At 42.1% G+C, this 24,182-nt stretch carries 24 protein-coding genes and 1 pseudogene; 20 read left to right on the forward strand and 5 right to left on the reverse strand.

All coding sequences use genetic code 11. The features are described from left to right. Positions 1–35: 35 nt before the first annotated feature. From E5S68_RS00435 to metG, 6 genes are all read left to right on the forward strand, one after another. The gene (locus tag E5S68_RS00435; RefSeq protein ID WP_135781889.1) at positions 36–869 is read left to right on the forward strand and encodes a DegV family protein; all 834 of its coding nucleotides are present in this window, start codon (positions 36–38) and stop codon (positions 867–869) included. Positions 870–1,003: 134 nt separating this feature from the next. Next, the gene (locus E5S68_RS00440; protein WP_002896125.1) at positions 1,004–1,279 is read left to right on the forward strand and encodes a non-specific DNA-binding protein Hbs; all 276 of its coding nucleotides are present in this window, start codon (positions 1,004–1,006) and stop codon (positions 1,277–1,279) included. 119 nt (positions 1,280–1,398) lie between these two features. Continuing rightward, positions 1,399–1,554 carry a hypothetical protein gene (locus E5S68_RS10495; RefSeq protein ID WP_167470816.1) on the forward strand — a complete coding sequence of 52 codons (156 nt, stop codon included), beginning with the start codon at positions 1,399–1,401 and terminating at the stop codon, positions 1,552–1,554. A gap of 276 nt (positions 1,555–1,830) precedes the next feature. Next, positions 1,831–2,292: a Fur family transcriptional regulator gene (locus E5S68_RS00450; protein ID WP_135781890.1), complete on the forward strand. Its 462-nt coding sequence runs from the start codon at positions 1,831–1,833 to the stop codon at positions 2,290–2,292. Between the two features lie 232 nt (positions 2,293–2,524). Beyond that, the gene (locus tag E5S68_RS00455; protein WP_125335247.1) at positions 2,525–3,217 is read left to right on the forward strand and encodes a phosphoglycerate mutase; all 693 of its coding nucleotides are present in this window, start codon (positions 2,525–2,527) and stop codon (positions 3,215–3,217) included. A 261-nt stretch (positions 3,218–3,478) separates the two neighbouring features. Beyond that, positions 3,479–5,470 (forward strand): methionine--tRNA ligase, encoded by a 1,992-nt coding sequence (gene metG / locus E5S68_RS00460; RefSeq protein ID WP_135781891.1) that lies wholly within the window; start codon positions 3,479–3,481, stop codon positions 5,468–5,470. A 364-nt stretch (positions 5,471–5,834) separates the two neighbouring features. Here the strand turns inward: metG and E5S68_RS00465 are convergent, their stop codons facing one another. Continuing rightward, positions 5,835–6,041, reverse strand: coding sequence for a helix-turn-helix domain-containing protein (locus E5S68_RS00465; protein ID WP_003006064.1), 207 nt, complete (start codon positions 6,039–6,041; stop codon positions 5,835–5,837). A 10-nt stretch (positions 6,042–6,051) separates the two neighbouring features. Next, positions 6,052–6,573: a DUF2975 domain-containing protein gene (locus E5S68_RS00470; RefSeq protein WP_135781892.1), complete on the reverse strand. Its 522-nt coding sequence runs from the start codon at positions 6,571–6,573 to the stop codon at positions 6,052–6,054. A gap of 175 nt (positions 6,574–6,748) precedes the next feature. Here E5S68_RS00470 and E5S68_RS00475 point away from each other — a divergent pair, with 175 nt between their 5' ends. The 3 genes and pseudogenes from E5S68_RS00475 (at position 6,749) to tnpA (ending at position 9,512) form a co-directional block, all read left to right on the forward strand. Further along, positions 6,749–8,017, forward strand: a complete 1,269-nt coding sequence (locus E5S68_RS00475; RefSeq protein ID WP_135781893.1) for a DUF6287 domain-containing protein — start codon at positions 6,749–6,751, stop codon at positions 8,015–8,017. A 245-nt stretch (positions 8,018–8,262) separates the two neighbouring features. Further along, complete coding sequence (locus E5S68_RS00480; protein ID WP_135781894.1) at positions 8,263–8,748, forward strand: hypothetical protein; 486 nt, start codon at positions 8,263–8,265, stop codon at positions 8,746–8,748. A 299-nt stretch (positions 8,749–9,047) separates the two neighbouring features. Next, a pseudogene (tnpA, locus tag E5S68_RS00485) lies at positions 9,048–9,512 on the forward strand (IS200/IS605 family transposase). Between the two features lie 214 nt (positions 9,513–9,726). Here tnpA and E5S68_RS00495 read toward each other — a convergent pair. Then, positions 9,727–10,911 (reverse strand): DUF2974 domain-containing protein, encoded by a 1,185-nt coding sequence (locus E5S68_RS00495; protein ID WP_135781896.1) that lies wholly within the window; start codon positions 10,909–10,911, stop codon positions 9,727–9,729. Between the two features lie 183 nt (positions 10,912–11,094). Here E5S68_RS00495 and E5S68_RS00500 point away from each other — a divergent pair, with 183 nt between their 5' ends. The 5 genes from E5S68_RS00500 to E5S68_RS00515 all read left to right on the forward strand — a co-directional run bounded on the left by E5S68_RS00500 (position 11,095) and on the right by E5S68_RS00515 (position 15,786). Further along, on the forward strand, positions 11,095–11,772 hold the full coding sequence (locus E5S68_RS00500; RefSeq protein WP_006596753.1) for a response regulator transcription factor: 678 nt from the start codon (positions 11,095–11,097) through the stop codon (positions 11,770–11,772). Beyond that, complete coding sequence (locus tag E5S68_RS00505; RefSeq protein ID WP_135781897.1) at positions 11,765–12,739, forward strand: sensor histidine kinase; 975 nt, start codon at positions 11,765–11,767, stop codon at positions 12,737–12,739. The genes E5S68_RS00500 and E5S68_RS00505 overlap by 8 nt, the downstream gene beginning before the upstream one ends. 158 nt (positions 12,740–12,897) lie before the next feature. Beyond that, the gene (locus E5S68_RS10770) at positions 12,898–13,026 is read left to right on the forward strand and encodes a hypothetical protein (RefSeq protein ID WP_257721762.1); all 129 of its coding nucleotides are present in this window, start codon (positions 12,898–12,900) and stop codon (positions 13,024–13,026) included. Positions 13,027–13,041: 15 nt separating this feature from the next. Then, the gene (locus tag E5S68_RS00510; protein WP_135781898.1) at positions 13,042–13,800 is read left to right on the forward strand and encodes an ABC transporter ATP-binding protein; all 759 of its coding nucleotides are present in this window, start codon (positions 13,042–13,044) and stop codon (positions 13,798–13,800) included. After that, on the forward strand, positions 13,801–15,786 hold the full coding sequence (locus E5S68_RS00515; protein ID WP_135781899.1) for an FtsX-like permease family protein: 1,986 nt from the start codon (positions 13,801–13,803) through the stop codon (positions 15,784–15,786). It begins immediately after the preceding gene. Between the two features lie 364 nt (positions 15,787–16,150). On the opposite strand, the gene E5S68_RS00520 is transcribed toward E5S68_RS00515, so the two are convergent. After that, complete coding sequence (locus E5S68_RS00520; protein ID WP_003012241.1) at positions 16,151–16,414, reverse strand: SemiSWEET family transporter; 264 nt, start codon at positions 16,412–16,414, stop codon at positions 16,151–16,153. A 279-nt stretch (positions 16,415–16,693) separates the two neighbouring features. Between E5S68_RS00520 and E5S68_RS00525 the strand changes: the two genes are divergently transcribed. From E5S68_RS00525 to E5S68_RS00535, 3 genes are all read left to right on the forward strand, one after another. Beyond that, positions 16,694–16,951 (forward strand): SemiSWEET family transporter, encoded by a 258-nt coding sequence (locus E5S68_RS00525; RefSeq protein ID WP_135781900.1) that lies wholly within the window; start codon positions 16,694–16,696, stop codon positions 16,949–16,951. A gap of 177 nt (positions 16,952–17,128) precedes the next feature. Beyond that, positions 17,129–17,896, forward strand: a complete 768-nt coding sequence (locus E5S68_RS00530; RefSeq protein ID WP_135781901.1) for an ABC transporter ATP-binding protein — start codon at positions 17,129–17,131, stop codon at positions 17,894–17,896. Further along, the gene (locus E5S68_RS00535) at positions 17,889–19,892 is read left to right on the forward strand and encodes an FtsX-like permease family protein (RefSeq protein WP_135781902.1); all 2,004 of its coding nucleotides are present in this window, start codon (positions 17,889–17,891) and stop codon (positions 19,890–19,892) included. The genes E5S68_RS00530 and E5S68_RS00535 overlap by 8 nt, the downstream gene beginning before the upstream one ends. Positions 19,893–19,992: 100 nt before the next feature. Here E5S68_RS00535 and E5S68_RS00540 read toward each other — a convergent pair whose 3' ends face one another. Next, positions 19,993–21,957 carry a peptide ABC transporter substrate-binding protein gene (locus E5S68_RS00540; RefSeq protein WP_135781903.1) on the reverse strand — a complete coding sequence of 655 codons (1,965 nt, stop codon included), beginning with the start codon at positions 21,955–21,957 and terminating at the stop codon, positions 19,993–19,995. 235 nt (positions 21,958–22,192) lie between these two features. On the opposite strand from E5S68_RS00540, the gene E5S68_RS00545 reads away from it, so the two are divergent. Genes E5S68_RS00545 through E5S68_RS00555 form a run of 3 tightly spaced genes read left to right on the forward strand, consistent with a single transcriptional unit; the run spans position 22,193 to position 24,140 of the window. After that, positions 22,193–22,519 (forward strand): PadR family transcriptional regulator, encoded by a 327-nt coding sequence (locus tag E5S68_RS00545; RefSeq protein WP_135781904.1) that lies wholly within the window; start codon positions 22,193–22,195, stop codon positions 22,517–22,519. Next, positions 22,516–23,316, forward strand: a complete 801-nt coding sequence (locus tag E5S68_RS00550) for a hypothetical protein (protein ID WP_135781905.1) — start codon at positions 22,516–22,518, stop codon at positions 23,314–23,316. The genes E5S68_RS00545 and E5S68_RS00550 overlap by 4 nt, the downstream gene beginning before the upstream one ends. Then, entirely contained in the window at positions 23,313–24,140 is an 828-nt protein-coding gene (locus tag E5S68_RS00555; protein ID WP_135781906.1) for a hypothetical protein, read from the forward strand. Before E5S68_RS00550 ends, E5S68_RS00555 begins: the two co-directional genes overlap by 4 nt. Positions 24,141–24,182 lie beyond the last annotated feature (42 nt).

Consider the following 24,182-nt stretch of genomic DNA (forward strand, 5'->3'; position numbering starts at 1 on the left):
AATGGATATATCTAAGAAAAGATTGTAGGAATGTTATGTCACAAGTAAAAATTGTTACAGACTCATCCGTTACGATTGAGCCTGAAGTTGTTGAAAAATACGGAATTACCATCGTTCCCCTCTCTGTTATGGTGGATGGTGTCCTCTACTCAGATGCGGAATTAACCGAAGGAGAATTCCTTCAGTTGATGAAATCCAGTAAAAACCTTCCAAAGACTAGTCAACCTCCAGTAGGTGTGTTTGCGGAAACGTTTGAAGGATTGGCTCAAGAAGGAGCGCAAATTATTGCAATCCATATGTCCCATGCCTTATCTGGTACAGTGGAAGCTGCACGTCAAGGAGCTACCTTAGCCAATGCAGATGTAACGGTGATCGATAGTAGCTTTACGGACCAGGCCATGAAGTTCCAAGTGGTAGAAGCAGCGAAACTGGCTCAAGAAGGTGCTAGCGTAGAGGAAATTGTAGCTCGCATTGAAGAGGTCAAGCAAAAATCTAGACTCTACATTGGAGTTTCTACACTGGAAAACCTGGTTAAAGGAGGCCGGATTGGACGCGTAACTGGTTTATTGAGTTCCCTTTTGAATATTCGGGTTGTCATGGAAATGAAGAACGATGAACTGCAACCGATTGTCAAAGGACGCGGACAGAAGACCTTTAAAAAATGGTTGGACGAGTTGATGCAAGACCTATCCGGTAAAGAAATTGCTGAGATAGGGATTTCCTATGCTGGTGGGCCTGACTTTGCTAACGAAATGAAGGCGCAATTACAGCCTTTGGTTGCAGCTCCAATTTCTGTTTTGGAAACAGGTTCAATCATTCAAACCCACACTGGGGAGGATGCTTGGGCTGTTTTGGTTCGCTTTGCCTAGATGCCTATCAATAGGGCAATTTATTCCTAGATAAATGTTGATAAAAACAAGTTTACTACTTGACCTAAAAGCATTTTTTAGATATGATAGAGATGTTAAGGGGAAAACCCAAAAAAATTTGGAGGATTTGTTAAATGGCTAACAAACAAGATTTGATCGCAAAAGTGGCAGAAGCTACAGAATTGACTAAAAAAGACTCAGCAGCAGCAGTTGATGCTGTATTTGCAGCAGTTACAGAATACCTTTCAAAAGGTGAAAAAGTTCAATTGATCGGTTTTGGTAACTTCGAAGTTCGTGAACGTGCAGCTCGTAAAGGTCGCAACCCACAAACTGGTAAAGAAATCAAAATCGCTGCTTCTAAAGTTCCAGCATTCAAAGCTGGTAAAGCTCTTAAAGACGCAGTTAAATAATTGTGATTACAAAGGTTCCTTCTAGCTTGCTAGAAGGAACTTTTTGTTTTGGAGTAGTTTCTAGACAGGGCCTATAAATAGGAGTATAATAGAAAAAAGTGAGAAATGGAGGGTGGACCATGAGATGGATTGTTGGAATCTTTTTACTGCTCATGATTAAGCCAATTATTTATCTATTGAAAGGTCTATGGTTTATTGTGGAACTCTTCTTTATGTTCCTCTTTATCAAAGTCTTACTAGGAACTATGAGATGGATCCTTAATTGGGGAAGTTAAGAATAGAAAACAAAAGAGAGTGGGACAGAAATCGGTAATTCGTTAGACTTCGATTTCGTCGTCCCACCTCCGCACAGTTGAGTAGGGCTGTAAAAGCTGATGAAATCAGCGTAGTAGAGCCCACTCAACCACTGCGTCTTGCTCGATAATCCAAAGACAATTGAGAGGCTAGGACTTTTGTCCCAGCCTCTTTCTTATTTACAAACATTCTAATTAGGCAAATTTGTGCATTCGTGATATAATAGTCTAAAAGAAGAGACAGAAAGGGGAAAGACCATGCTAGCTTGTTTAAGGCTCGATTCCGTTCAACAAGAAAAAGTGGAAGATGTATTGCAACACCTGCGTGAAAAATCTGTACGGATTACAGAGACGCGTCGGGCTGTCCTTTCCTATCTTGTCAAAAGTCAGGAACATCCAAGTGCGGATGCCATCTATCAGGACTTGAAACCTGCCTTTCCTAATATGAGTCTAGCAACCGTTTATAACAATCTTAAGGTCCTCATTGAAGAAGGCTTTGTCTCTGAAATAAAAGTTCGCAATGACACCACGACTTACTTTGACTTTATGGGACATGATCATCTGAATTTGATTTGTGAACGATGTGGGAAGATTGATGATGTTGACATCGAAGTTCCAGACGTGAGAGCGGAAGCGAGAAAAAAAAGTGGCTACGTCATTACCAAGTGCCAAACTACAGTTTATGGCCTTTGTCCGGAATGCCAGAAGAAGCAATTGTAAGCAAACCTCTTTTTAGAGGTTTTTTGTTTAGTCTGGCTTGTGGAAAGAGGGTGGAAGAGGCAGGATTTAGAATCTGGTGAGAGCGACTTGTAAATGTCCATGAAAAAGAATTGATAAAATTTTCACGAAATCTTCGATCTAGCTCTGTTAAGACTAGATTTTTCCCTCAAAATCTAGTAGAATAGAATAGATAAACGAGGGGAACCTCGGAAAATAAAAGGAGATCCATCAAATGGTAAAATTGGTTTTTGCTCGCCACGGTGAGTCTGAATGGAACAAAGCTAACCTTTTCACTGGTTGGGCTGATGTTGATTTGTCTGAAAAAGGTACACAACAAGCGATCGACGCTGGTAAATTGATCAAAGAAGCTGGTATCGAATTTGACCAAGCTTACACTTCAGTATTGAAACGTGCGATCAAAACTACTAACTTGGCTCTTGAAGCTGCTGACCAATTGTGGGTTCCAGTTGAAAAATCATGGCGCTTGAACGAACGTCACTACGGTGGTTTGACTGGTAAAAACAAAGCAGAAGCTGCTGAACAATTTGGTGATGAGCAAGTTCACATCTGGCGTCGTTCATACGATGTATTGCCTCCTGCAATGGACCGTGATGATGAACACTCAGCACACACTGACCGTCGTTACGCCTCACTTGACGATTCAGTGATTCCAGATGCTGAAAACTTGAAAGTTACTTTGGAACGTGCCCTTCCATTCTGGGAAGATAAAATCGCTCCAGCTCTTAAAGATGGTAAAAACGTATTCGTAGGAGCACACGGTAACTCAATCCGTGCCCTTGTAAAACACATCAAACAATTGTCAGATGACGAAATCATGGACGTGGAAATCCCTAACTTCCCACCATTGGTATTCGAATTTGACGAAAAATTGAACGTTGTAAAAGAATACTATCTTGGAAAATAAAAATATCCAGTGGATATTTTTATCCCGAGCCTGAAAACGCAAAAGCGAGGCTTATCCAGTGGATATTTTTATCCCGATCCTAGAAATGCCAAAGCGAGGCAAGTCTAGCGGGATTTGTTATCAATCATAGAAAGCTGACTTCGGTCAGCTTTTTGTTTGTCCCTTCTGGATCCTAGCTTCTTTGGGTTTTCAGGGACTCCTAAAAATGATATAATGAAGTGTTAGTACATAAGGTTTCATTAGCCTTGAAAGGAAAAGAAAATGACAAAATCATTCTACATCACAACCCCTATCTATTACCCATCTGGTAAATTGCATATTGGTTCAGCTTACACAACCATCGCCTGTGACGTCTTGGCGCGTTACAAACGCATGATGAACTACGATGTTTTCTACCTGACTGGTCTTGATGAGCACGGTCAAAAGATCCAGCAGAAAGCAGAAGAAGCTGGGATTACGCCGCAAGCTTATGTAGATGGGATGGCGGTTGGAGTGAAAGAACTCTGGCAATTACTCGATATCTCATATGATAAATTCATCCGTACGACAGACGATTACCATGAAAAAGTGGTGGCCCAAGTCTTTGAACGCTTGCTTGCGCAAGACGACATCTACCTAGGTGAGTACTCTGGCTGGTATTCAGTCTCTGATGAAGAGTTCTTTACAGAAAGCCAATTGGCTGAGGTATACCGTGATGAGAATGGCAAGGTCATCGGTGGGGTAGCCCCATCAGGACACGAAGTAGAATGGGTTTCTGAAGAATCTTATTTCCTTCGTCTCAGCAAATACCAAGACCGTTTGGTTGAATTTTTCAAATCCCAACCTGATTTCATCACGCCAGATGGTCGTCTCAATGAAATGTTGAAAAACTTCATCGAGCCAGGTTTGGAAGATTTGGCGGTATCTCGGACCACCTTTACCTGGGGTGTGCCAGTTCCATCCAATCCAAAACACGTGGTCTATGTATGGATTGATGCCCTTCTCAACTACGTAACAGCTCTTGGTTACGGTCAAGAAGATCATGAAAACTTTGACAAGTTCTGGAACGGAACCGTCTTCCACATGGTCGGAAAAGACATCCTTCGTTTCCACTCCATCTACTGGCCAATCCTTCTCATGATGTTGGATGTTAAATTGCCAGAACGTTTGATTGCCCATGGTTGGTTTGTCATGAAAGACGGCAAGATGTCTAAGTCTAAAGGAAATGTCATCTACCCAGAAATGTTGGTGGAACGCTTCGGCTTGGATCCGCTCCGTTACTACCTCATGCGCAGTTTGCCAGTTGGTTCAGATGGTACCTTCACACCAGAAGACTACGTGGCTCGTATTAACTATGAATTGGCCAATGACCTTGGAAACCTCCTCAACCGGACGGTAGCCATGATCAATAAATACTTTAGTGGTCAAGTTCCTGCTTATGTCGAAAATGTTACCGCATTTGATGCCGATTTGGCTAAGGTGGTTGAAGAAAACATCGCAGAATATCACAAGCAAATGAACGCGGTTGATTACCCACGCGCTTTGGAAGCCGTATGGAACATCATCTCTCGTTCCAACAAGTACATCGATGAGACAGCTCCTTGGGTACTGGCTAAAGAAGATGGCGACAAGGAACAATTGGCAGCGGTCATGGCTCACTTGGCAGCTAGCCTTCGTGTCGTGGCTCATTTGATCCAACCATTCATGATGAACACCTCAAATGCCATCATGGAACAACTTGGCTTGGGCTTGGACTTCGATCTTGAAAACTTGACCCTAGCAGGCTTCCCTGAAAATGTCACAGTGGTTGCCAAAGGAACTCCAATCTTCCCACGTCTCGACATGGAAGAAGAAATTGCCTATATCCAATCTCAAATGACTGCAGGCAAACCACAAGAAAAAGAATGGATTCCAGAAGAAGTGGAACTCAAGTCTGAAAAAGATGAGATCAAATTTGAAGACTTTGACAAGGTTGAAATCCGTGTAGCAGAAGTCAAAGAAGTGGAACGCGTCGAAGGATCAGACAAATTGCTTCGCTTCCGCCTAGATGCAGGAGATGGCGAAGACCGTCAAATCCTTTCTGGTATCGCGAAATTCTATCCAAATGAACAAGAATTGGTCGGCAAGAAACTCCAAATCGTGGCTAACCTCAAACCACGGAAGATGATGAAGAAATATGTCAGCCAAGGTATGATTCTTTCCGCAGAACACGGAGATCAATTAACAGTCTTAACGGTTGATCCATCTGTACCAAATGGAAGCATCATCGGCTAAACGATAATTGTAGATGAAAAGCACTCCCGCGGGAGTGCTTTATATTGAAGACAAAGCTATCTAAAAAACTTTCCTTAGGTGAGTACGGACGTCAGCGAACTTCGAAGAAGTTCCATGACTTAGTTTTGGACTCTGGGTTCCAAAACTCCCGAGTGCTAGAAACACAATTGTTTCTAGCACTTTTCTCACGACGGAAAGTTTTAGTAGATGATTGAATAATTCTTACGAATAAATTTTTTAATTTTTATAGAATATATTTGATTTGTAAGGAAAAACAGATTGTCTATGCTCTCAAGCACTCCCACGGGAGTGCTTTTGTTGTGTCTATAAGGAAAGTCTCCAATTACATTTCTTAATACATTTCCTATTCATCTGGCCGGTATTCCAGAATATCTCCTGGTTGGCAGTCAAGTTCTTTGCAGATGGCTTCAAGGGTTGTGAAGCGGATGGCTTTGGCCTTGCCGGTTTTGAGGATAGAGAGGTTGGCTGTCGTAATGCCGATTTTGTCGGCTAGCTCATTGGATTTCATCTTTCGCTTGGCCAGCATGACATCTAAATTGACGATAATCATGGTCCCCTCCTTAAATGGTCAGCTCATTTTCTTCAGCGATCTCAATCCCTCTTTCGAGAATCTTGCCAAGGGCCCAGACAATTGCAACGGCTAGGAGAAGATCCGAGTTAAAGGAGAATTGGAAGGTGAAGGGAAGGAGATAAACATCGCCACTGGTTTCAAGTGTGCCGGACATAAAGGTTAAAACCAGCAAGACCTTCCAAGCTCGGTTACAGAGCTCTATATTAAAATGAGAAAAGATCTTTTCTTGGTAGAGATTTTGGAGGAAGCTACGAATGGTAATAAAAAGATAAATATAGATAGCGCTTGAGAAAATTGGGAAGATCAATTGCCATAGAGGTTGCGGATGTTTTGGGAAAAGTTGGATACCATTCACATTAACGGACAAGCGCCTTGTTTGAATGAGATCTTTAAACACTCCCATACGTGAAAGCAGGTGGACGACCAGTGCTATCACGGTCATAAAGCCACAGAAGTAAATGAAAGCCGTTAAGACTTCAATGATATTTTTTAGGATTTTCGAGTTTTTCATCGTAAGCCTCCTTAAAGTTTCTTTATTATTTACTTATAGTATACTCCTTATAAAAAATTAGTCAATAAAAAAGTATCGAAAAACGATAAAAAATTTATGAATTTCAGTCAAAGTTTGCTTTAAATAGAATTTGAGGTATACTATTAGGTAACTACCATTCCAAGGAGGTATTGAAATGATCAAAAAGTTAGATAAGAAATATCTTTGGATGATCATCGCTTTTGTGAGTGCAGTGGTTCTAATTGGAGGAGTCTATCTCTACTCTAGCTCCAATATCCAACCGGATCATCAAAAAGAGTTCAATCAGACCTCGAAGACTTCGTCTTCATCTAAGGAAAAAGCCATCGATCTGTCTGGTGAATATGTCTCAAGTGCGCGTGATAAGGCCAAGATTCAAAAAGATGGGAAATCTTGGAAGATTGATTACGAGACAGAAGATGGTCCTGTATCAGCAACGTTCTCAACGGATTTCAAAGTAGAAGGTGCCAATAAAGTTTCTACTAGTCAGATGAAAAAGTCAGATGGAAATACGGATTTCACCATCACTGCTCGTATCTTTAAATACAAATCAGATAAAGATCCCCTTATTACGGTAACCATGTCAGATAAAGATCCCGATCATGAGATGGTCTTTGCCAATCGGAAGGATTTCTTTAAATCAACAGATCCTGACGACGACGTTTTGGATGGGGATTTAACGACTTTTGAAGGGACATATACCAATAATTATATTGAAAAGATGATTGCGGATTCGGGCTTCAAGTTGTACGGCTATAGTCCAGAAGACTTTTATAATCATCGAACGACGGTCTTTCCTTACATTAGTTCAGATAAAGAAAAAGGATGGATCTTTTGGAGTGGAGCAACGAATGTCCAATTTGTCCTCAATAAAGATAAGAAACCTCGGAAAGCAGGCTCTACCTATCAGGTTTATTTTGTGCAAGAAGGTACGAAAGGAACTAGTCCTGGACAAGAGCTGATCATGACCTTGATTCCTGAAAATGTTCAAGGACCTGATGGCATCGTTTCTCCTTTGAGACGCATCTTTTATCATCAAGCTTCTTTCCAAACCTACCAAGACAAGTGGTGGGAAGCTTATCCTGCTCCAAAGAAAGAAGTGGATCTGGATATTTCTGCGATTAATAGTGGAGACTTTTCAAGTCTAGTGGGTACCTGGCGCAATGCGAAGGGGCAGGAAATGGTCATTCAGGCGGATGGTACAGTCAAAGGACAAGGAAGGATTAAAGCAGTAGCAAACTCAGATAAGACTAGCAAAATCCCTTATGTCGAGTTGAGAGTGGGAGAAACTGGTGCAGCTGTTGGTCTCTTTAAGATTGGGTTTGAAAACCCTGATGGAGACCAGTCAGACACGAGCAAGCCTCGCTTGGTCGTTACCCAATCAGCTGGGAACTATTCAGCGGATCAATACTTCTATCGTCAATAAAGAAAAATAAGGATAGGATTTCAGTTGGTTTCTGATGCTAGAATGGGATCTATTCATTCTCTAGTGAATATGATTGATTGGTGACTTCATAGTTCATGCATATAGTGTAGCGGATGATGGGGCAAATCATGAAATAGGTCGTCACTAAGAATAAGGTGACAATTACCTGATAGGAATCGACCTCATTTTGGAGTATGATGGAAACGAAGTTCATAGGTCCTATCGTATGTAAAGGAGAAAGAAATATGATAATGTTTTATATGGTGCCTAGACGCATGGTATTGAAAAAACATGAAATCCAAGAGTTTCGTGGTATCGCAGAAGGTTTAGTAGGGGAGAGTGGGATTGATGTAGACTTCCCATCAGAGACCCCACCCGCAAGAGGAATGAAAGTTGTGGGCTGGATTCTTGCCCTGTCTATGCTAGGCTTGCTTGGAATAGCAGTACATGTCATCCGTTTACTTGGATTTAAAGCAGAAGAATCGCTTGTAGTGATTGGAAGTTGGATGTTATTGTTCTTGCCAGTCCTTCTTTTATGGACAGTTGGAGTCGGAGTGTGGAGCTATTTGTTCCGTCGTTACCAAGATAAATTATGGCTTGAATTAGGTGATTTATTAGATATTGCTGATGAGGCAACCATTGCTTTACATGAGCAAAACCGTTCAGACATCACTGCAGAGATCAAACGGGTAGAAAGACTTGTTAAAAAATACAGAAGATACGGAGTATAGAACCTAGAAAAACTATCTTGGTGGTCTGAAAAGAGAACAGTTAAAGTCCTAGAATGGATGGGAAATGGATTTCTAGCCGTAAGGGAAATCGGGAAAAATACTTTGACTTCAAAGGAAAACCAGGAAAATTATTTTTCCTGGTTTTCTTATTATGTGACTTTCAGTCCGTCTCGCTCCGTTAGGTGCGAGACAAAAGAACCACCCGCGATGCGGGTGCGCATCGAAGGTTATACCAAAAAAACTCCAAACGCGATACAATTAAGGTGTTCAAGCCAATTGTAAAGCGAAAGGAGAAAAATATGGCCCAAAAAGCACATAGTTTATCACACACAAAATGGATGTGTAAATATCATATTGTGTTCACCCCTAAGTATAGACGAAAAGTGATCTATAATCAATATAGAAGTAGTTTGGGAGAAATATTCCATCGATTATGTAGTTATAAAGGTGTTGAGATTATTGAAGGCCATTTAATGCCAGATCATGTTCATATGTTAGTGAGCATTCCACCTAGAATTAGCGTTGCAAGTTTCATGGGATATTTAAAAGGGAAAAGCGCTCTAATGATGTTCGATAAACACGCCAATCTTAAATATAAGTTTGGGAATCGACATTTTTGGGCAGAGGGATATTATGTGAGTACAGTTGGACTTAATGAAGCCACAATAAAGAAATACATTTAGGAACAGGAAAAGCATGATATAGCATTAGATAAATTAAGTGTAAAAGAATATGAGGATCCCTTTAGGGATAGTGGTAAGTAATACTCAAGCCTCTTTAAGAGGCAAGTGACGAGTCAAGAGCAATAAGGCTTGAACAAAGTGAAAGCCAGCGTCTTTAGGCGCTGGCTGGTTATCTGGGCTTATAGCCCTGGTACAAACCACCCGTTTGACGGGTGGTCATGATTTTAATTTCAAGCCTCATCCTTCATAGAGGAGTTCCGCGTTTGGCTTGGAGTTATAATCTGTTCCTTTTGTCCTACTCTTTGTACTCAAGGAGAAGTGGTGAGGTTGTCTCGACTGCTTGTTTTCGCTTGAAAAATGCAGCCATTTGAAGCAGGATCCGGGGAACTGTTTGCCATTTTTTCCAAGCTTGGACACGGGTGTCGATGAGTTGCTTGGCTAGACGTTCCAGCATTTCTCTTTCTGTTGGATCTAGGTCCTGAGCATTTTGAAAGATTTCTTTGATCTTGGAGAAATTTTTCAAGTTCATCAAATCATTAATCGAAGTGATGCCGGCGTCCAGAAAAATGCCAAAAAAAGTATCAAAGAACTTCTTGCGTTCATCCGCCGATGTTTCGCGAACCCACTGCTTCAGGGTCTCGTCGGTCTGCTGGCTATCGGGACTGGTTTGATCCAGTGTCACAAATCCATCCTTTTCAACCATCCAAGTAAAGGTGTCATGCTGGGCAAAGCCACCAAAGGCACGACTTTTGACAATCGTAGCAGGCTCAGGAACTTCCAGCATCATCCCAACGATGGACCCTTGCGGGACAAAGCGGTGAACGAGGTGCGCGATTCGTTGATAGCCCTCCGTTTCGATAATGGCCTTGTTGAGGCCAGGAGCGTCGTAACAGTAGATGGCGTCGACCCGTTCAAACAGATGATCTGGAAGGTAAGAGCAGGCGTAGGCTGCGAGATTGCCCCCTTTGGAGTGGCCGGCTACCATAAAGCGTCCTTTAGGAAATTCCTTCATGACATGTTGTAGGTAGCTGGCTGCACGCCTCTGAGATGGGACATGGTCCATATAGGTCATGTGGAAGTCTTCCTTCCAGCCGATCAAGGTATCATCCGTCCCTCTGAAAACGACCAAATAAACATCCATGGTAAGACGATAGGTCATAGCCGCAAACTGCTTCTGAACATCGGGGTCATATTCGTCGACATAGTTAAGAAGTTTGACATTCTTAAAGCGTTTGGATGTAGCTAGGACATCGACTAATTGCAGGTGTTGGTCTGTCACGATGAAATCTGTGGTTCGATCGACTAGCTCTACTGCATCAGATAAGCGGACTTCAATATTGGTCGTATCCCCTTGAGGCACGATCCGATCAAAAGGAAGATAGGTCAGCTCTGTCAGTGCCAGGACATCGAGTTCCTTAAAAGGGCGATCGTAGATGGAATCATAGGCGACATAGTCTAGATAATCAAAAATCGTGGACATGAGATTCTCCTTTGTATCTGTATGTTCAGTATAGCATAAAATACCTGAAAAGCCCCTCAGTAAAAATAGGAAATTGACGAAAGGAGTTACCTTTAAGTTGAGATGGCGAAAAATATGTATGCTCCTTGGATAATTTGATATAATGAAAGGGTAATACTCTAGTAAGAAAGAGAAGGAAAGAGCATGCACAAAATTCTTCTTGTCGAAGATGATGAAACCATTCGCCAACAAGTGAAGAAAATCATGGAGCAGTGGGGCTTTGAAGTTATTGCAGTTGATGACTTTATGGATGTATTGGGGACCTTCGTCCAGACCAATCCTCATCTGATTCTGATGGATATTGGCCTTCCTCTTTATAATGGCTACCATTGGTGCCAGGAGATTCGTAAGGTGTCTAAAGTCCCTATCATGTTTTTATCCTCACGCGATCAAGCCATGGACATCGTCATGGCTATCAATATGGGAGGAGATGACTATGTGACAAAGCCTTTTGATCCCAATGTCCTCCTGGCAAAAATCCAGGGCCTCCTTCGCCGCTCATATGAGTTTGGGACTGATCAAGATTTGTTAGAACACCGGGGTGCCATCCTCAATCTCAAATCCATGGATCTGGTCTACGAGGGAGAAGTGGTCAATCTGACCAAGAATGAATTTCAAATTCTTCGTATCCTGTTTGAAAAGGCTGGAAGTGTAGTGGCTCGGGATGATCTGATGAAGGAATTGTGGAACAGTGATTTCTTTATTGATGATAACACTCTCTCGGTCAATGTAGCTAGACTTCGGAAGAAACTCGAAGAAGCAGGACTGGAACATTTTATCGAAACGAAAAAAGGGATAGGATACGGGTTGAGCAATGGATAATCGATTCTTATTTGTCAAACACTATCTGATTTCTCATCGTCGTTATCTCTATTTGATTGGTTTACTCCTTTCATCTCTGGTCTTGTTTGCCTATATATTCGAAGGCTACCGCAATTTTCTCCTTTACCTGACAGGAATTTTGGCTTTTTTGAGTCTGCTTCTGATCATTTGGGATGCAGTGGCTAAGTATCAGGCCTATCGGAAGGAAGTGCTCTATGGGGAGGGAGTAGCTGAGACCCCTCTAGAAAAGATCTTGAGTCAGAAGCTAGCAGCCAGTCAGCAAGCCCAACGTGAGCAGACAACGGTGAGTCTAGAGACCTACAATGACCTGATGGATTACTATACCCTCTGGGTCCACCAGATTAAGACGCCCATTGCGGCCAGTCAACTCTTGGTTAAAAATATAGAAGACAGCGACCTGAGACAACAAATGGAGCAGGAGCTCTTTAAGATTGACTCCTATGCCAATGTGGTCCTCCAGTATCTGAGACTCGAAAGCTTTCACGATGATTTGGTTCTTAAGCGTGTTCCACTCGAAGAGCTGGTCAAAGAAGTCGTGCGAAAGTATGCCATTTTCTTTATTCAAAAGGGCTTGACGGTGGATCTGCATGACTTAGATGTCACCGTCATTACCGATCGCAAGTGGCTCTTGGTCATCATCGAGCAATTGCTGTCTAATAGCCTTAAGTATACCAGCACTGGCGGGATTGAGATCTATTTCAAAGACCAGACCCTTTATATGAAAGATAGTGGGATTGGAATTAAGGATAGTGATATACTCCGTGTCTTTGAGCGGGGATTCTCCGGCTACAATGGGCATTTGACCCAGCAATCCTCTGGACTAGGCCTCTATCTGTCTAAAAAGATTGCCGATCAGCTAGGGCACCAACTCCAGATGACGTCCCAGGTCGGCCAAGGGACGACTGTTGCCATTCACTTTGAAGAAAAGAAGTTGGTCATGGATTAGGGGAATTCGTCGGTACCTAATGATTCTCTCCCTAAGGTCCTCTTTTATTTAAAAATGACAAAAATGTAAGATTAAATTTTAAAAATGAAAGGTTAGGTTATGGTGACCACCTTTTATTTTTTATACAATAGTCTCATCAAATGAAGGAGGTCAAGAAAATGAAACTCTTGAAATGGATGAAAGAACCCAAAAAGATTAAGAAACCAAATAAGAAAACCGATTTGGAAAAGGTGGAATTTGGTCGCCAAGTCCTACAACAAACCCAAGAATTTTTCTTGATCTACTAGTAAAAGGAGAAAAGTATGTCATTACTAGACGTTCAACATATCAAAAAAATCTACAAAACCCGCTTTCAAGGGACGCAGGTCGAAGCATTGAAAGATATTCACTTCACCGTGGAAAAAGGGGAGTACGTCGCCATCATGGGGGAATCAGGGTCCGGGAAATCGACCCTTCTCAATATCCTAGCCATGCTGGACCAGCCGACGGAAGGGCGGGTCTACCTCAACGGTACCGATACTTCAACTATCAAGAATAAGGATGCGTCCAGCTTCCGTCGGGAAAAACTAGGCTTTGTCTTTCAAGATTTTAATCTGCTCGATACCTTGTCCGTTAAGGACAATATCCTCTTACCTTTGGTCCTTTCTCGCAGACCCGTCAAGGAAATGATGAGCAAGGTCGATAGCGTCAGTCGGGAGTTGGGCATTCACCAACTTCTAGAGAAATATCCTTACGAAATTTCTGGTGGGCAAAAACAACGGGTGGCTGTAGCACGGGCTATTATCACCTCTCCAGAAATTCTCCTTGCTGATGAGCCAACAGGGGCGTTGGATTCCAAGTCTTCGGCTGCGCTGCTAGATGTCTTTGAAGATATCAATAGCATGGGCCAGACCATCCTCATGGTGACCCACTCAACCGCAGCAGCATCTCGGGCCAAGCGTGTGCTCTTTATCAAGGACGGAATTCTTTACAATCAAATCTTCCGCGGGGAGAAAACCGAGCGTCAGATGTTCCAAGAAATCTCGGATACCTTGACGGTCATGGCAAGTGAGGTGGAGTAGATGTTTCGATTGACCACTAAATTAGCTTGCTCTAATCTCATCAAGAACCGCAGGCTCTATTATCCCTTTGCGATTGCGGTCATTCTCGCAGTGACCATCGCCTATCTCTTTGACTCCTTGACCTTTAATCCAAACATTTCTAAGCTTCGAGGGGGATCTCCCATACTCTTCACCCTAGGCTTGGGACTGTTCGTGGTAAATGTTGCTGGGGCTATCATCGTGCTCTATGCCAATAGCTTTGTCATGAAAAACCGCTCCAAGGAGTTGGGAATTTACAGTATGCTAGGCCTTGAAAAACGGCATCTCATCAGCATGATCTTCAAAGAACTCTTGATTTTTGGTTTTGTGACTATCTCAAGCGGTATCTTGATCGGCGCCCTCTTTGACAAGCTGATCTTTGCCTTTCTCTTGAAACTCATGAAGATGAAGGTCCAGCTGGTATCTACCTTCCAACCAGGGATTGTCATCTTGGTCTTTGTTACCTTTGGTCTCATCTTTGCCCTCTTGGTTTTTCTCAACGCTTGGCGTATTCTTCGATTGAACGCTCTGCAACTGACACGTGAGAAGGCTAGTGGTGAAAAGAAAGCCCGCTTCTTGTGGCCCCAAACCATCCTGGGCTTAGCCTCTCTCGGTTTTGGCTACTACCTAGCTTTGTCTGTCAAAGACCCCATGTCTGCGATTTTGATCTTCTTTCTAGCGGTTGTCTTAGTTATGATCGGGACCTACCTACTCTTTAATGCTGGGATCACCGTCTTCTTGCATCTGCTTAAGAAAAAGAAGAACTATTATTACCAACCCAACAACATGATCTCGGTCTCTAACCTCATCTATCGCATGAAGAAAAATGCGGTGGGGCTTGCGACCATTGCTATCCTCTCGACCATGGTATTGGTGACCATCTCTGCTGCGACCAACATCTATGTTGGTGGTGAAATGATCAAGAAAATCATGAATCCACATGATTTTTCCATTCAAGGAAAAGGAGTGGATTTGGAGCAAATCAATCAGAAATTTGATGAATTTGCCTCTGAGCACCAGCTTGAGATCAAGAATCGTGACCTGATGACTTATGCTACCTTTGGGGTCGAATCACAAAAGGGTACGGATTTCACGGTCTATCCTGACGATGAACGCGATGTTAGACCGCGGACAGTCTTTCTGGTCTTTGATGCAGTTAGCTATGAGCAAATGACCGGAGAACACGTTGATCTGGCCGGCAACCAGGTCATCCTCTTTGCCCACAACAAGGCTCTGAAAGGGCAAAAGCAGTTTACTATTAATGGGCAAGACTTTCAAGTCAAGGAAGAAGTGACCAAGGATTTTATCACCGATCATGTCCCAAACATCTTCAATATGCTGACAGAGGATTTCAATTACCTGATTGTGCCTGACCTTTCAGCTTTTGTCGCTCAGTTTCCGAACCTTGCTGTCGTTACCCAAATCTATGGTGGTTTCAATGTCAATGTAGATGAAGAACAACAACTTAAGTTAGCTGACAGCTATGACAAGCTAATCGATGATTTTAGTAGCCGGCTGACAGATATGCAATTTGTATATGGAGGCAATCGAGCATATAATGTGAGAGAAATGAATAGCCTCTTTGGTGGCATCTTCTTTATCGGTATTTTCTTGTCATTGATCTTTATGGTCGGAACAGTCATCGTCATCTACTACAAGCAAATTTCAGAAGGCTATGAAGACCGTGACCGCTTCGTCATTCTCCAACAGGTAGGACTTGATGAAGATGAGGTCAAACGGACCATCAACCGTCAAGTGCGGACCGTCTTCTTCCTCCCTCTCATCTTTGCCTTTATCCACCTGGCCTTTGCCTACCATATGATCCGCCTCATTCTTAAAGTCCTCGGTGTCATCAATAGTGGCCAAGTCCTCGTCGTGACCCTCAGTGTCTGCGCCGTCTTTCTCATCACCTACCTGATCGTCTTTTGGATCACCTCTCGGAGCTACCGTAAGATTGTGCAGATATAAGAAAAAGAAGCTCGAATCAAATTAGAAACTTTCCTTAGGTGAGTACGGACGTCAGCGAACTTCGAAGAAGTTCCATGACTAATTATTGAGCCTAAGGTCTCAATAATTCCGAGTGCCTGAAACATGATTATTTCAGGCACTTTTCTCACAGCAGAAAGTTTCAATATACTCTAAATAATAATTAGAAATCATTTGGATATTTTTGCACAATAGTCCAGATTAGGTTATTCAAAGTAAAAATTGTCAACTTTTTAAGCTCGCTCATGGCGGGCTTTTGTGCGAAAATCGACAGCGATTGTTTTTGCTTTTCAAAGGGATATAAAAAAGACTGAACCAGTCGAGTTCAGTCTTTGTTCGCTTTCTATTAAAGTGATGTAAGGAAAGTCAATCCTCCTAGGATGACACCTGCCGAATTCGGAATGATCAAAATCCAGTCTTTTTTAGGTTCCTTTGTCCAACCATAAATGACCCAGATCAAGCAAGAAATAGCAGCTGACAAGGGTTGGAAAGGTTGGGCCTTGTTTCCCTGTAAATTAGCAATAATTTGTGGGATGTAGGCAATGAAAACGATAATCCCAATAAAGGCACCGATCGAGCCAACGATTTGGTTGATTTTTTGTTTATTCATAAAATTTTACCTCTGTGTATCAAAATAGCATAAATAGGAAGATAATGCAATTAATTTGCATGCTATTCAAGATGAAAATGATTATATTTGCAAAAAAATTAGACAAAGTGTCTAAAATAATTACTAGAGAGAAGACTCTCTCGAAGAGAAATCCATCTTCCTGCAAAATCACAAGATTGTGACACTTTACAGTTCAGTAACATTTGAAAAAAGCACTTGAATTTTAAGAGGGCAAGCGTTAGAATAGTGCGTACTCAAAAAATGAAAGGTATTTTGAAAATGAATGAAAAACAAATGAAAATTCTTGGTTGGGTTGCGACCTTTATGTCTGTGATGATGTACGTGTCTTACTTCCCACAAATCATGGATAACCTCTCAGGTCACAAAGGAAACTTTGTTCAACCTTTAGTTGCCGCTATCAACTGTAGCCTTTGGGTCTATTACGGACTCTTTAAAAAAGAACGCGATATCCCACTTGCTGCAGCCAATGCACCAGGGATCATCTTTGGTTTGATCACAGCCATTACAGCTTTATAAGAAGGAACTAGCTCCCGCAAGGAAGCTAGTTTTTTTATACCTTACAGAAATGTAAGAAATCAGGCTCAAAATGAAAGGTTAGCTTATTGTAGATCTCTCTCCAAATCGTTACAATAGAGGTGTAAAAAAAGTTTTATGGATGTCAATCATATAACCGGATAGAAATGGAGAATGAAAATGGCCTTATTAGATGTACAACATGTGAAAAAAATTTACAAAACCCGCTTTCAAGGAACGCAGGTCGAAGCCCTAAAAGACATCCACTTCACCGTGGAGAAGGGGGAATACGTCGCCATCATGGGGGAATCAGGATCTGGGAAATCGACCCTCCTTAACATCCTAGCCATGCTGGATCAGCCGACGGAAGGGAGGGTCTACCTCAATGGCACCGACACCTCGACCATTAAGAACAAGGATGCGTCCAGTTTCCGTCGGGAAAAACTTGGCTTTGTCTTTCAAGATTTTAATCTGCTGGATACCTTGTCCGTCAAGGACAATATCCTTCTCCCTCTCGTCCTCTCACGCAGACCGGTCAAGGAAATGATGAGTAAGGTCGATAGCGTCAGTCGAGAGTTGGCCATTCACCAGCTCTTAGAAAAATACCCTTACGAAATCTCTGGTGGGCAAAAACAACGGGTGGCTGTAGCACGGGCCATTATCACCTCACCAGAAATCCTCCTTGCTGATGAGCCAACAGGGGCGCTGGATTCCAAATCTTCGGCTGCGTTGCTTGATGTCTTTGAAGATATTAATACAATGGGACAAACCATCCTCATGGTGACCCACTCAACTGCAGCGGCAGCTCGGGCCAAGCGCGTGCTCTTTATCAAGGACGGGATCCTTTACAATCAGATCTTCCGCGGGGAAAAAACAGAGCGTCAGATGTTCCAAGAAATCTCGGATACCTTGACAGTCATGGCGGGTAAGGAGGATAGCGATGTTTAAATTATCGAGTAAATTAGCCTTTTCTAACCTCAAACAAAATCGCAAGCTCTATTATCCCTTTGCCTTGGCTGTCATGTTAACGACCATGATCCTTTATAGTTTTATCGCCTTGTCATCAACCCCTCATTTAGAGGATTCTTACGGAGGGGGAGCGGCGAGAACTGTTCTTGGTTTTGGTAGTTTTGTTGTCCAGTTGGTCGTCATCATTTTAGTGGCTTATGCCAATGGCTATGTCATGAAAAATCGTTCCAAAGAACTGGGCTTATACAGTGTTTTGGGGATGGAGAAGAAGCACCTCCTCGTCATGACCTTATGGGAATTGCTTATCTTCTTTATTCTTACAGTAGGGGCGGGTCTAGGCTTGGGGCTCTTGTTTGATCGCTTGATTTTTGCCCTCCTCTTAAAATGTATGGGGTTACCAGTCGTCATTCAATCAACCTTCCAGATAGAACCTGTCCTTAACACTTTACTTGGGTTAGTACTAGCTTTTGGTTTCATTCTCTTGTTGAATTCTTTCCGCCTCTTGCGCTACAGTTCCCTAAACCTTATGCAACAGAAAAAGGCAGGAGAGAAGAAGGGACGCTTCTTGCTGGTTCAAACTCTTTTAGGACTAGGGCTCTTAGGAATTGCCTTCTATTTGGCGCTAACCGTTGAGCGCCCAGTTGCAGCGGTTCAAGGATTCTTTATTGCTGTCATCTTGGTCATTCTAGCGACCTATCTCTTATTCAACGCAGGATCCATTACCTTCTTAAGAATGCTCAAAGCTCGGAAATCCTACTATTACAAGCCGGAGAATTTTATATCCGTCTCCAACTTAATCGCTCGGATGAGAAAAAATGCAGCGGGTCTTGCGACCATTAGTATTCTTTCCACCATGGTCTTGGTCACCTTAACCGGGTCGCTCAATATCTTTATTGGAGGGCAGAATTATCTAGATACTGTCTACCCTTCAGACTACAGTATTAGTGTGGGGCATATGACTTCAGAAGCTGAAACAGAACCGGTTGTTGAGGATGTTCAAGCTATTATTCAGAAAACAGCCGATGCGACAAATCTGTCAGATTATCAGGTAGTACAGACAACATACTGGTCGGCTGAAATTCGAAAGATTGATGGAAGGAGCTTAGAGGTGTATGACCAGTCCACTTCATCAACTGGTCAGGAGTTGAAGACAGAAGGAACCGTCTACTTTTTTGATCAGGCAACCTACGAGCAATTGACGGGTCAAAAACTTGAGCTTGGGGAAAATGAAATCTTAGCCTATGGGTATCAGTATCCTGGAAGATTAGATTCGCATTTAGAAATCAATGGCAAGAGCTTCACGATTAAAGAAAAACTAAACTCCAATTTTATCCAAGGAAAACTCCCTCAGGGCGATTTGTTTCAACACCAAATGGGCTTGTACCTTGTTTTTCCAGACTTGAACCAACTGGGACTAAAAGTTGATAAAAATTTGGAATTCTCTATTACTGCGCAAGATAAGGAGAACAAAGATTTCATCGCTGGCGTGGCTAAAGAGCTTTATTCGACAGACAAAATCAGTCAATATGGTGCGACTTACTTTGGTGGCTATGAACGATACAGCATGGAGAAAGAGTGGCGTGAATTAGCGGGGACTCTCCTCTTTATTGGAGTTTTCCTATCTGTGATCTTTCTCTTGGCTACGGTTCTCGTGATTTACTACAAACAGATTTCAGAGGGCTATGAGGACCGGGAAAATTTTGTGATCTTGCAACAAGTCGGATTGGACCAAAAGCAAACCGGTACCACCATTCGCAAACAGATTCTCACCGTCTTTTTCCTTCCATTATTCTTCTCCTTCCTTTACCTAGGAGTGGCCTACAAGATGATTGCAAAAATCGTTGCTCTCTTAGGAGCGACCAATGCGGGCTTGGTCCTTCAAACAACCTTAGCAATCTGCGCTGTCTTTTTCATCTCCTATGTCCTCGTCTTTCTTCTGACTTCTAGAAGTTATCGGAAGATTGTCGTGCGATAGGGTTTGAGATTATTAAGGCTTGAGAAATAAGATGGAAAATACAAGATTTTGCTAGAAACAAAAACACCGAGGTACAACCTCGGTGTTTTGACGTCAACCATTATTTGACGTGTTCTGCAAGTTCTTCTTGAGCTTTTTTATTGGATTTTTCTTTTTCTTTCAACCAATTTTTATACGCTTTTTCGTAGTCAGCAGTTGTGACAGTATCACTTTGTAATTCCATGTACTTGTAATAGCTAGAACCATCTTTGATACCGATTAAGGAGAAGGCTTTGGTGAATGGTTTCACCTTAGTGATAGATGGAACGCCACCTTTAGAGTAGATAGGGAAGGCGATCGCATTGTCTGTCAACCAAGCTTGAGCGGTAGCATATTTTTCGTAACGAGCAGTTGTATCCAATTGCTCAGCATTGGCTTCATCCAACAATGTCTTGTATTCGTTCAAGCCAAGTTTTTCAATTACGGCTTGGTCAGTTGCTGGATTGATTCCCAAACCTGCTAAAGATGCACCATCAGTTGGATTGAAGATATCCAAGTAAGTCGATGGATCTTGGAAGTCAGGTCCCCATCCACCGATGTCTAAGTCAAAGTCTTTTTGATCTGGTGTTTGGGCGAAGTAGGTCGCGTTATCCGCATCTTCAGTGGATAATTTTTGAACGTCCACAATGACATTTTCTTTTCCTAATGTTTTTTCAATGGAGTCCTTCATTGAGTCTGCCTGCTGTACAAGGGTAGCAGCAGATTGGTCTACCACATAGTCGATGTGAATTGGGAATTGCACCCCTTCAGCTTGAAGAGCTTCTTTAGCTTTGGCTAATTGAGCCTTGGCTTTGTCAGCGTTAAACATGCTGTCTTGAGCGTCTGCGAGGCTAACACCTTTCCAATCATCTCCTGTTGCGGCAAGCTTTTCTTCAACGACTGTACCGAAGTCTTTGCCGTCTACTTGCACAAATGTTGGAGGTACAAGAAGTGTACGAAGTGTTTTGCTAGCCCCATCTTTCCCATTTGATTGGGCACTTAGGGAAGTACGATCAAGGGCGAAGTTGATGGCTTGACGGAAGTTCTTATTTTGAAGAGCAGTTTTCGTTTGGTTCTTTTGGTCATCTGTCGTCTTATTCGTGTGGCTGTAGTTTCGACGGTTCACGTTGAAGTAAGCATAGTAGACAGTTGCATCCTGTGGAGAATAAACGATGTTGTTTTTGAAGTTCTTTTCAATAGTGCTATAGGTTGAGCTCGTTGGGAAGAGACGAGCAGTTGTGAAGTTGCCGTCTGAGAAGTTACGAGCCAAATAATCTTGGTCAGAACCATCGAAGTAGGTCAACTTGATGTCTTTAATCTTCACATTCTCTTTGTCATAATAGTTTTCATTTTTAGTGAATTCCATCAAAGATTTTGAAGTGAAAGATTTCAAATAATATGGACCATTGTAGAGGATTCCGGAAGGTTTCACACTACCGAAGTCTTTTCCAGCAGATTCAAGGAATTTTTCATTGACAGGCATCATGGTAGAGGTTGTCAATTTTGAATTCCAGAAGGATTCTGGTTGGTTCAAGGTGTATTGAAGGGTATGGTCATCAACGGCTTTGATACCCACTTTAGAAAAGTCTGTATTTTTCCCATTGACATAGTCATTAAGTCCGGTTACTGAGTTTTGAACCAAGTAAAGGGCATCTGACTTGTTGTCTGCTACATATTTCAAAGAAGTGACGAAGTCTTGAGCAGTCACATCTGCATATTCGTTTCCTTCTGAGTCATACCATTTTGCATCTTTACGGATTTTATAGGTATAGGTCAATCCATCTTTGGAGACAGACCAATCTTCTGCTAGAGCAGGGACCAAGTTACCGTATTGGTCGTTTTCAAATAGTCCATCCACCAAGTTTGTAGTGATATCACTAGTTGTTGAACGATTTGAAAGGAGGTAGTTCAAAGAATCTGGATCAGTACTGAACACATATGAGTATGTTTCTGTCTGTGAAGATTTTGAAGACGATCCACATGAAGCGAGAAAGAGGGCTGAAGCAACCGTGACTCCCGCTAGGAAGGCTAGTTTAGATTTTTTCATAACTGATCTCCTTTATTAAAGATTTTGTATCATTATACACCTTTTCTGATAAAAAGCAACTAATTTTATAAAAATATTGTATATTTAGTCATATTGTTCGTTTTTTTTAATTTTTATTGATTATTTCCGCTATTATGCTTTACAAACTAGTGGAATGGGTGTATACTATAGACAGAGATACTAGTATGTAAAACAAACTAGCTAAAAATAAGCCTATTTGGAAAGGGGGAGAAGGATGAAAGAGTCGCAGTTGTTAAAAGGTGTCCTAGAAGGTTGTGTCCTAGAGGTTATTTCTCAAAAGGATATCTATGGCTATGAGTTGATCCAAAGTCTCAAGGAAACCGGCTTCGACAAGATCGTTGCGGGGACCGTTTATCCCTTGCTTCAGAAGCTAGAGAAGCAGGGAGTCATAGTAGGAGAGATGAGGCCTTCTCCGGATGGACCTGATCGCAAATATTTCTCTCTAACCAAAGAAGGAAGAGAGCGACTAGAGGAATTTTGGAACCAGTGGCAGGATCTGGTCATTAAAGTAGAACGCGTGAAAAAGGAGGGGGAAGAATGATCGAAGATTATACAGAAAAAATGTCTGATGAACTGAATCATCTAAACAAGGAGGATCAAACCTATGTGAAAAAAATGGTGGCCTATATTGGGGCAAAGGTCTATTTTTATGATGATGAAGCACTCGGTGAACAACTCTACAATATGGTTTGCGACTTAAAAGTTGCTGAGAAAGAAGGCATTCGGGCAGTGGATTATTTTGGAAAGGATCCTCGGGCAATGGTGGATCAAATTCTTTCAGAGTTACCTAAACGCTCTTTAGGATCTTATGTGGGACTAGTCTTCATACTAGGAGTGATCTTAGTTGGCATGCGTTATTTAATGGATTTTACCTGGATGATGCCACTGAAAATACAACCCTTAACCTATGTTGTCATTCTACTCAATTTCTTGGTATTTAGTCAGTTCATCATGTGGCTTTGGTCCAAGCAAAGCTATGGAGAAATGAAGTGGCCTTGGGCTATTTTTATAAGTGTGATTAGCCTGATAGTGTTTCTGAACATCGTACGACTATTTTCGATCTATTTTGGTCACATTTGGAGTCTCTTCTTATCAGATGGTTGGGCGATTTCTCTTGCTGTCCTAGTCCTACTTGGGTTTGCGGTTATGGCTTATAGAAGTAGAGATCGCCTGATGACGAGTCTACTAGTAATGGGGCTTACTTTCCTAGTAACTGGATGTTGGATTCGCTTTGTGAATCCAGAAACTGCTAATGTATTACGCTGGCTACTCCCTCTTATAGGACTAGTCCTGTTCCTCATTGTATTTCGTCTCCAAAGAAAGGGGAAAGCAATATGACATCAGCTATTTATTATGAAGAAACACAGGCTTTGGTTCAAACTTTTAGCCAGGAGGACCAAGCTTATTTCCAAGATCTCTGGGATTATTTCAATTTTGCCGGCTTCTTATATGAGGAGAAAGCATTAAGAGAGCAGGTCTATAATCTAGCGCTGGATTTTTCGCAAGCAAGTGGTGATGGATGGACGGCCAAGGACTATTTTGGACAGGATCCTAAGGGAATGGCAGACCAAATCATAGAGAACATGCCTAAAGAATCCACGCGATCTGTTCTAAAATATGGTGCAATCGTTTCAGGAATTGTGATTTTTTATCGCCTCTTAAGTGATTTTGCTTCGCAAGCAGTTCTGGTTCTCAAACCACTCGTCTATCTAACGGATAGTATTTTAGGACTTTTGGCCGTTGGGTTACTATTCTATCTCCTTCGTCGCCTCATTTTTGCAGAAGAGAAGTCAAAAAAAGCAATCTACGTAGCAGTCGTTCTCGTTCTGGGGATCTATTTTATCAGTGAAATAGTTGGGGTACGTTTCTTGCCAGCTTTTGCCTGGTTGACGGTACCGAATCCATGGGATACTTTCCTGATGACAGGGGCTTCTGCAGGTCTTATCCTGTGGCAGTGGAAAGAAGAGTTTGCTCGTGCCTTCATCTTTCCTATTCTGTCCTTCTTAGTAGTGGGATTCTTGCATCGCTGGACTTTGGCACAAGGGATTCAGAATTCTACCATGACTATGATCCTACCTACGGTAATCATTGTTATAGGATTGATGATTTACTATTGGTTTACCATTCGGGCCTTGAGAAAGATGAAGGCTGAAGAAGGTTAAAATACAGTTAAGGAGGGGTGCCCCTCCTTTATTAGTTGGAGA

This window comes from Streptococcus rubneri, from assembly GCF_004785935.1.
In the GTDB taxonomy this organism is placed as follows: Bacteria; Bacillota; Bacilli; order Lactobacillales; family Streptococcaceae; genus Streptococcus; species Streptococcus rubneri.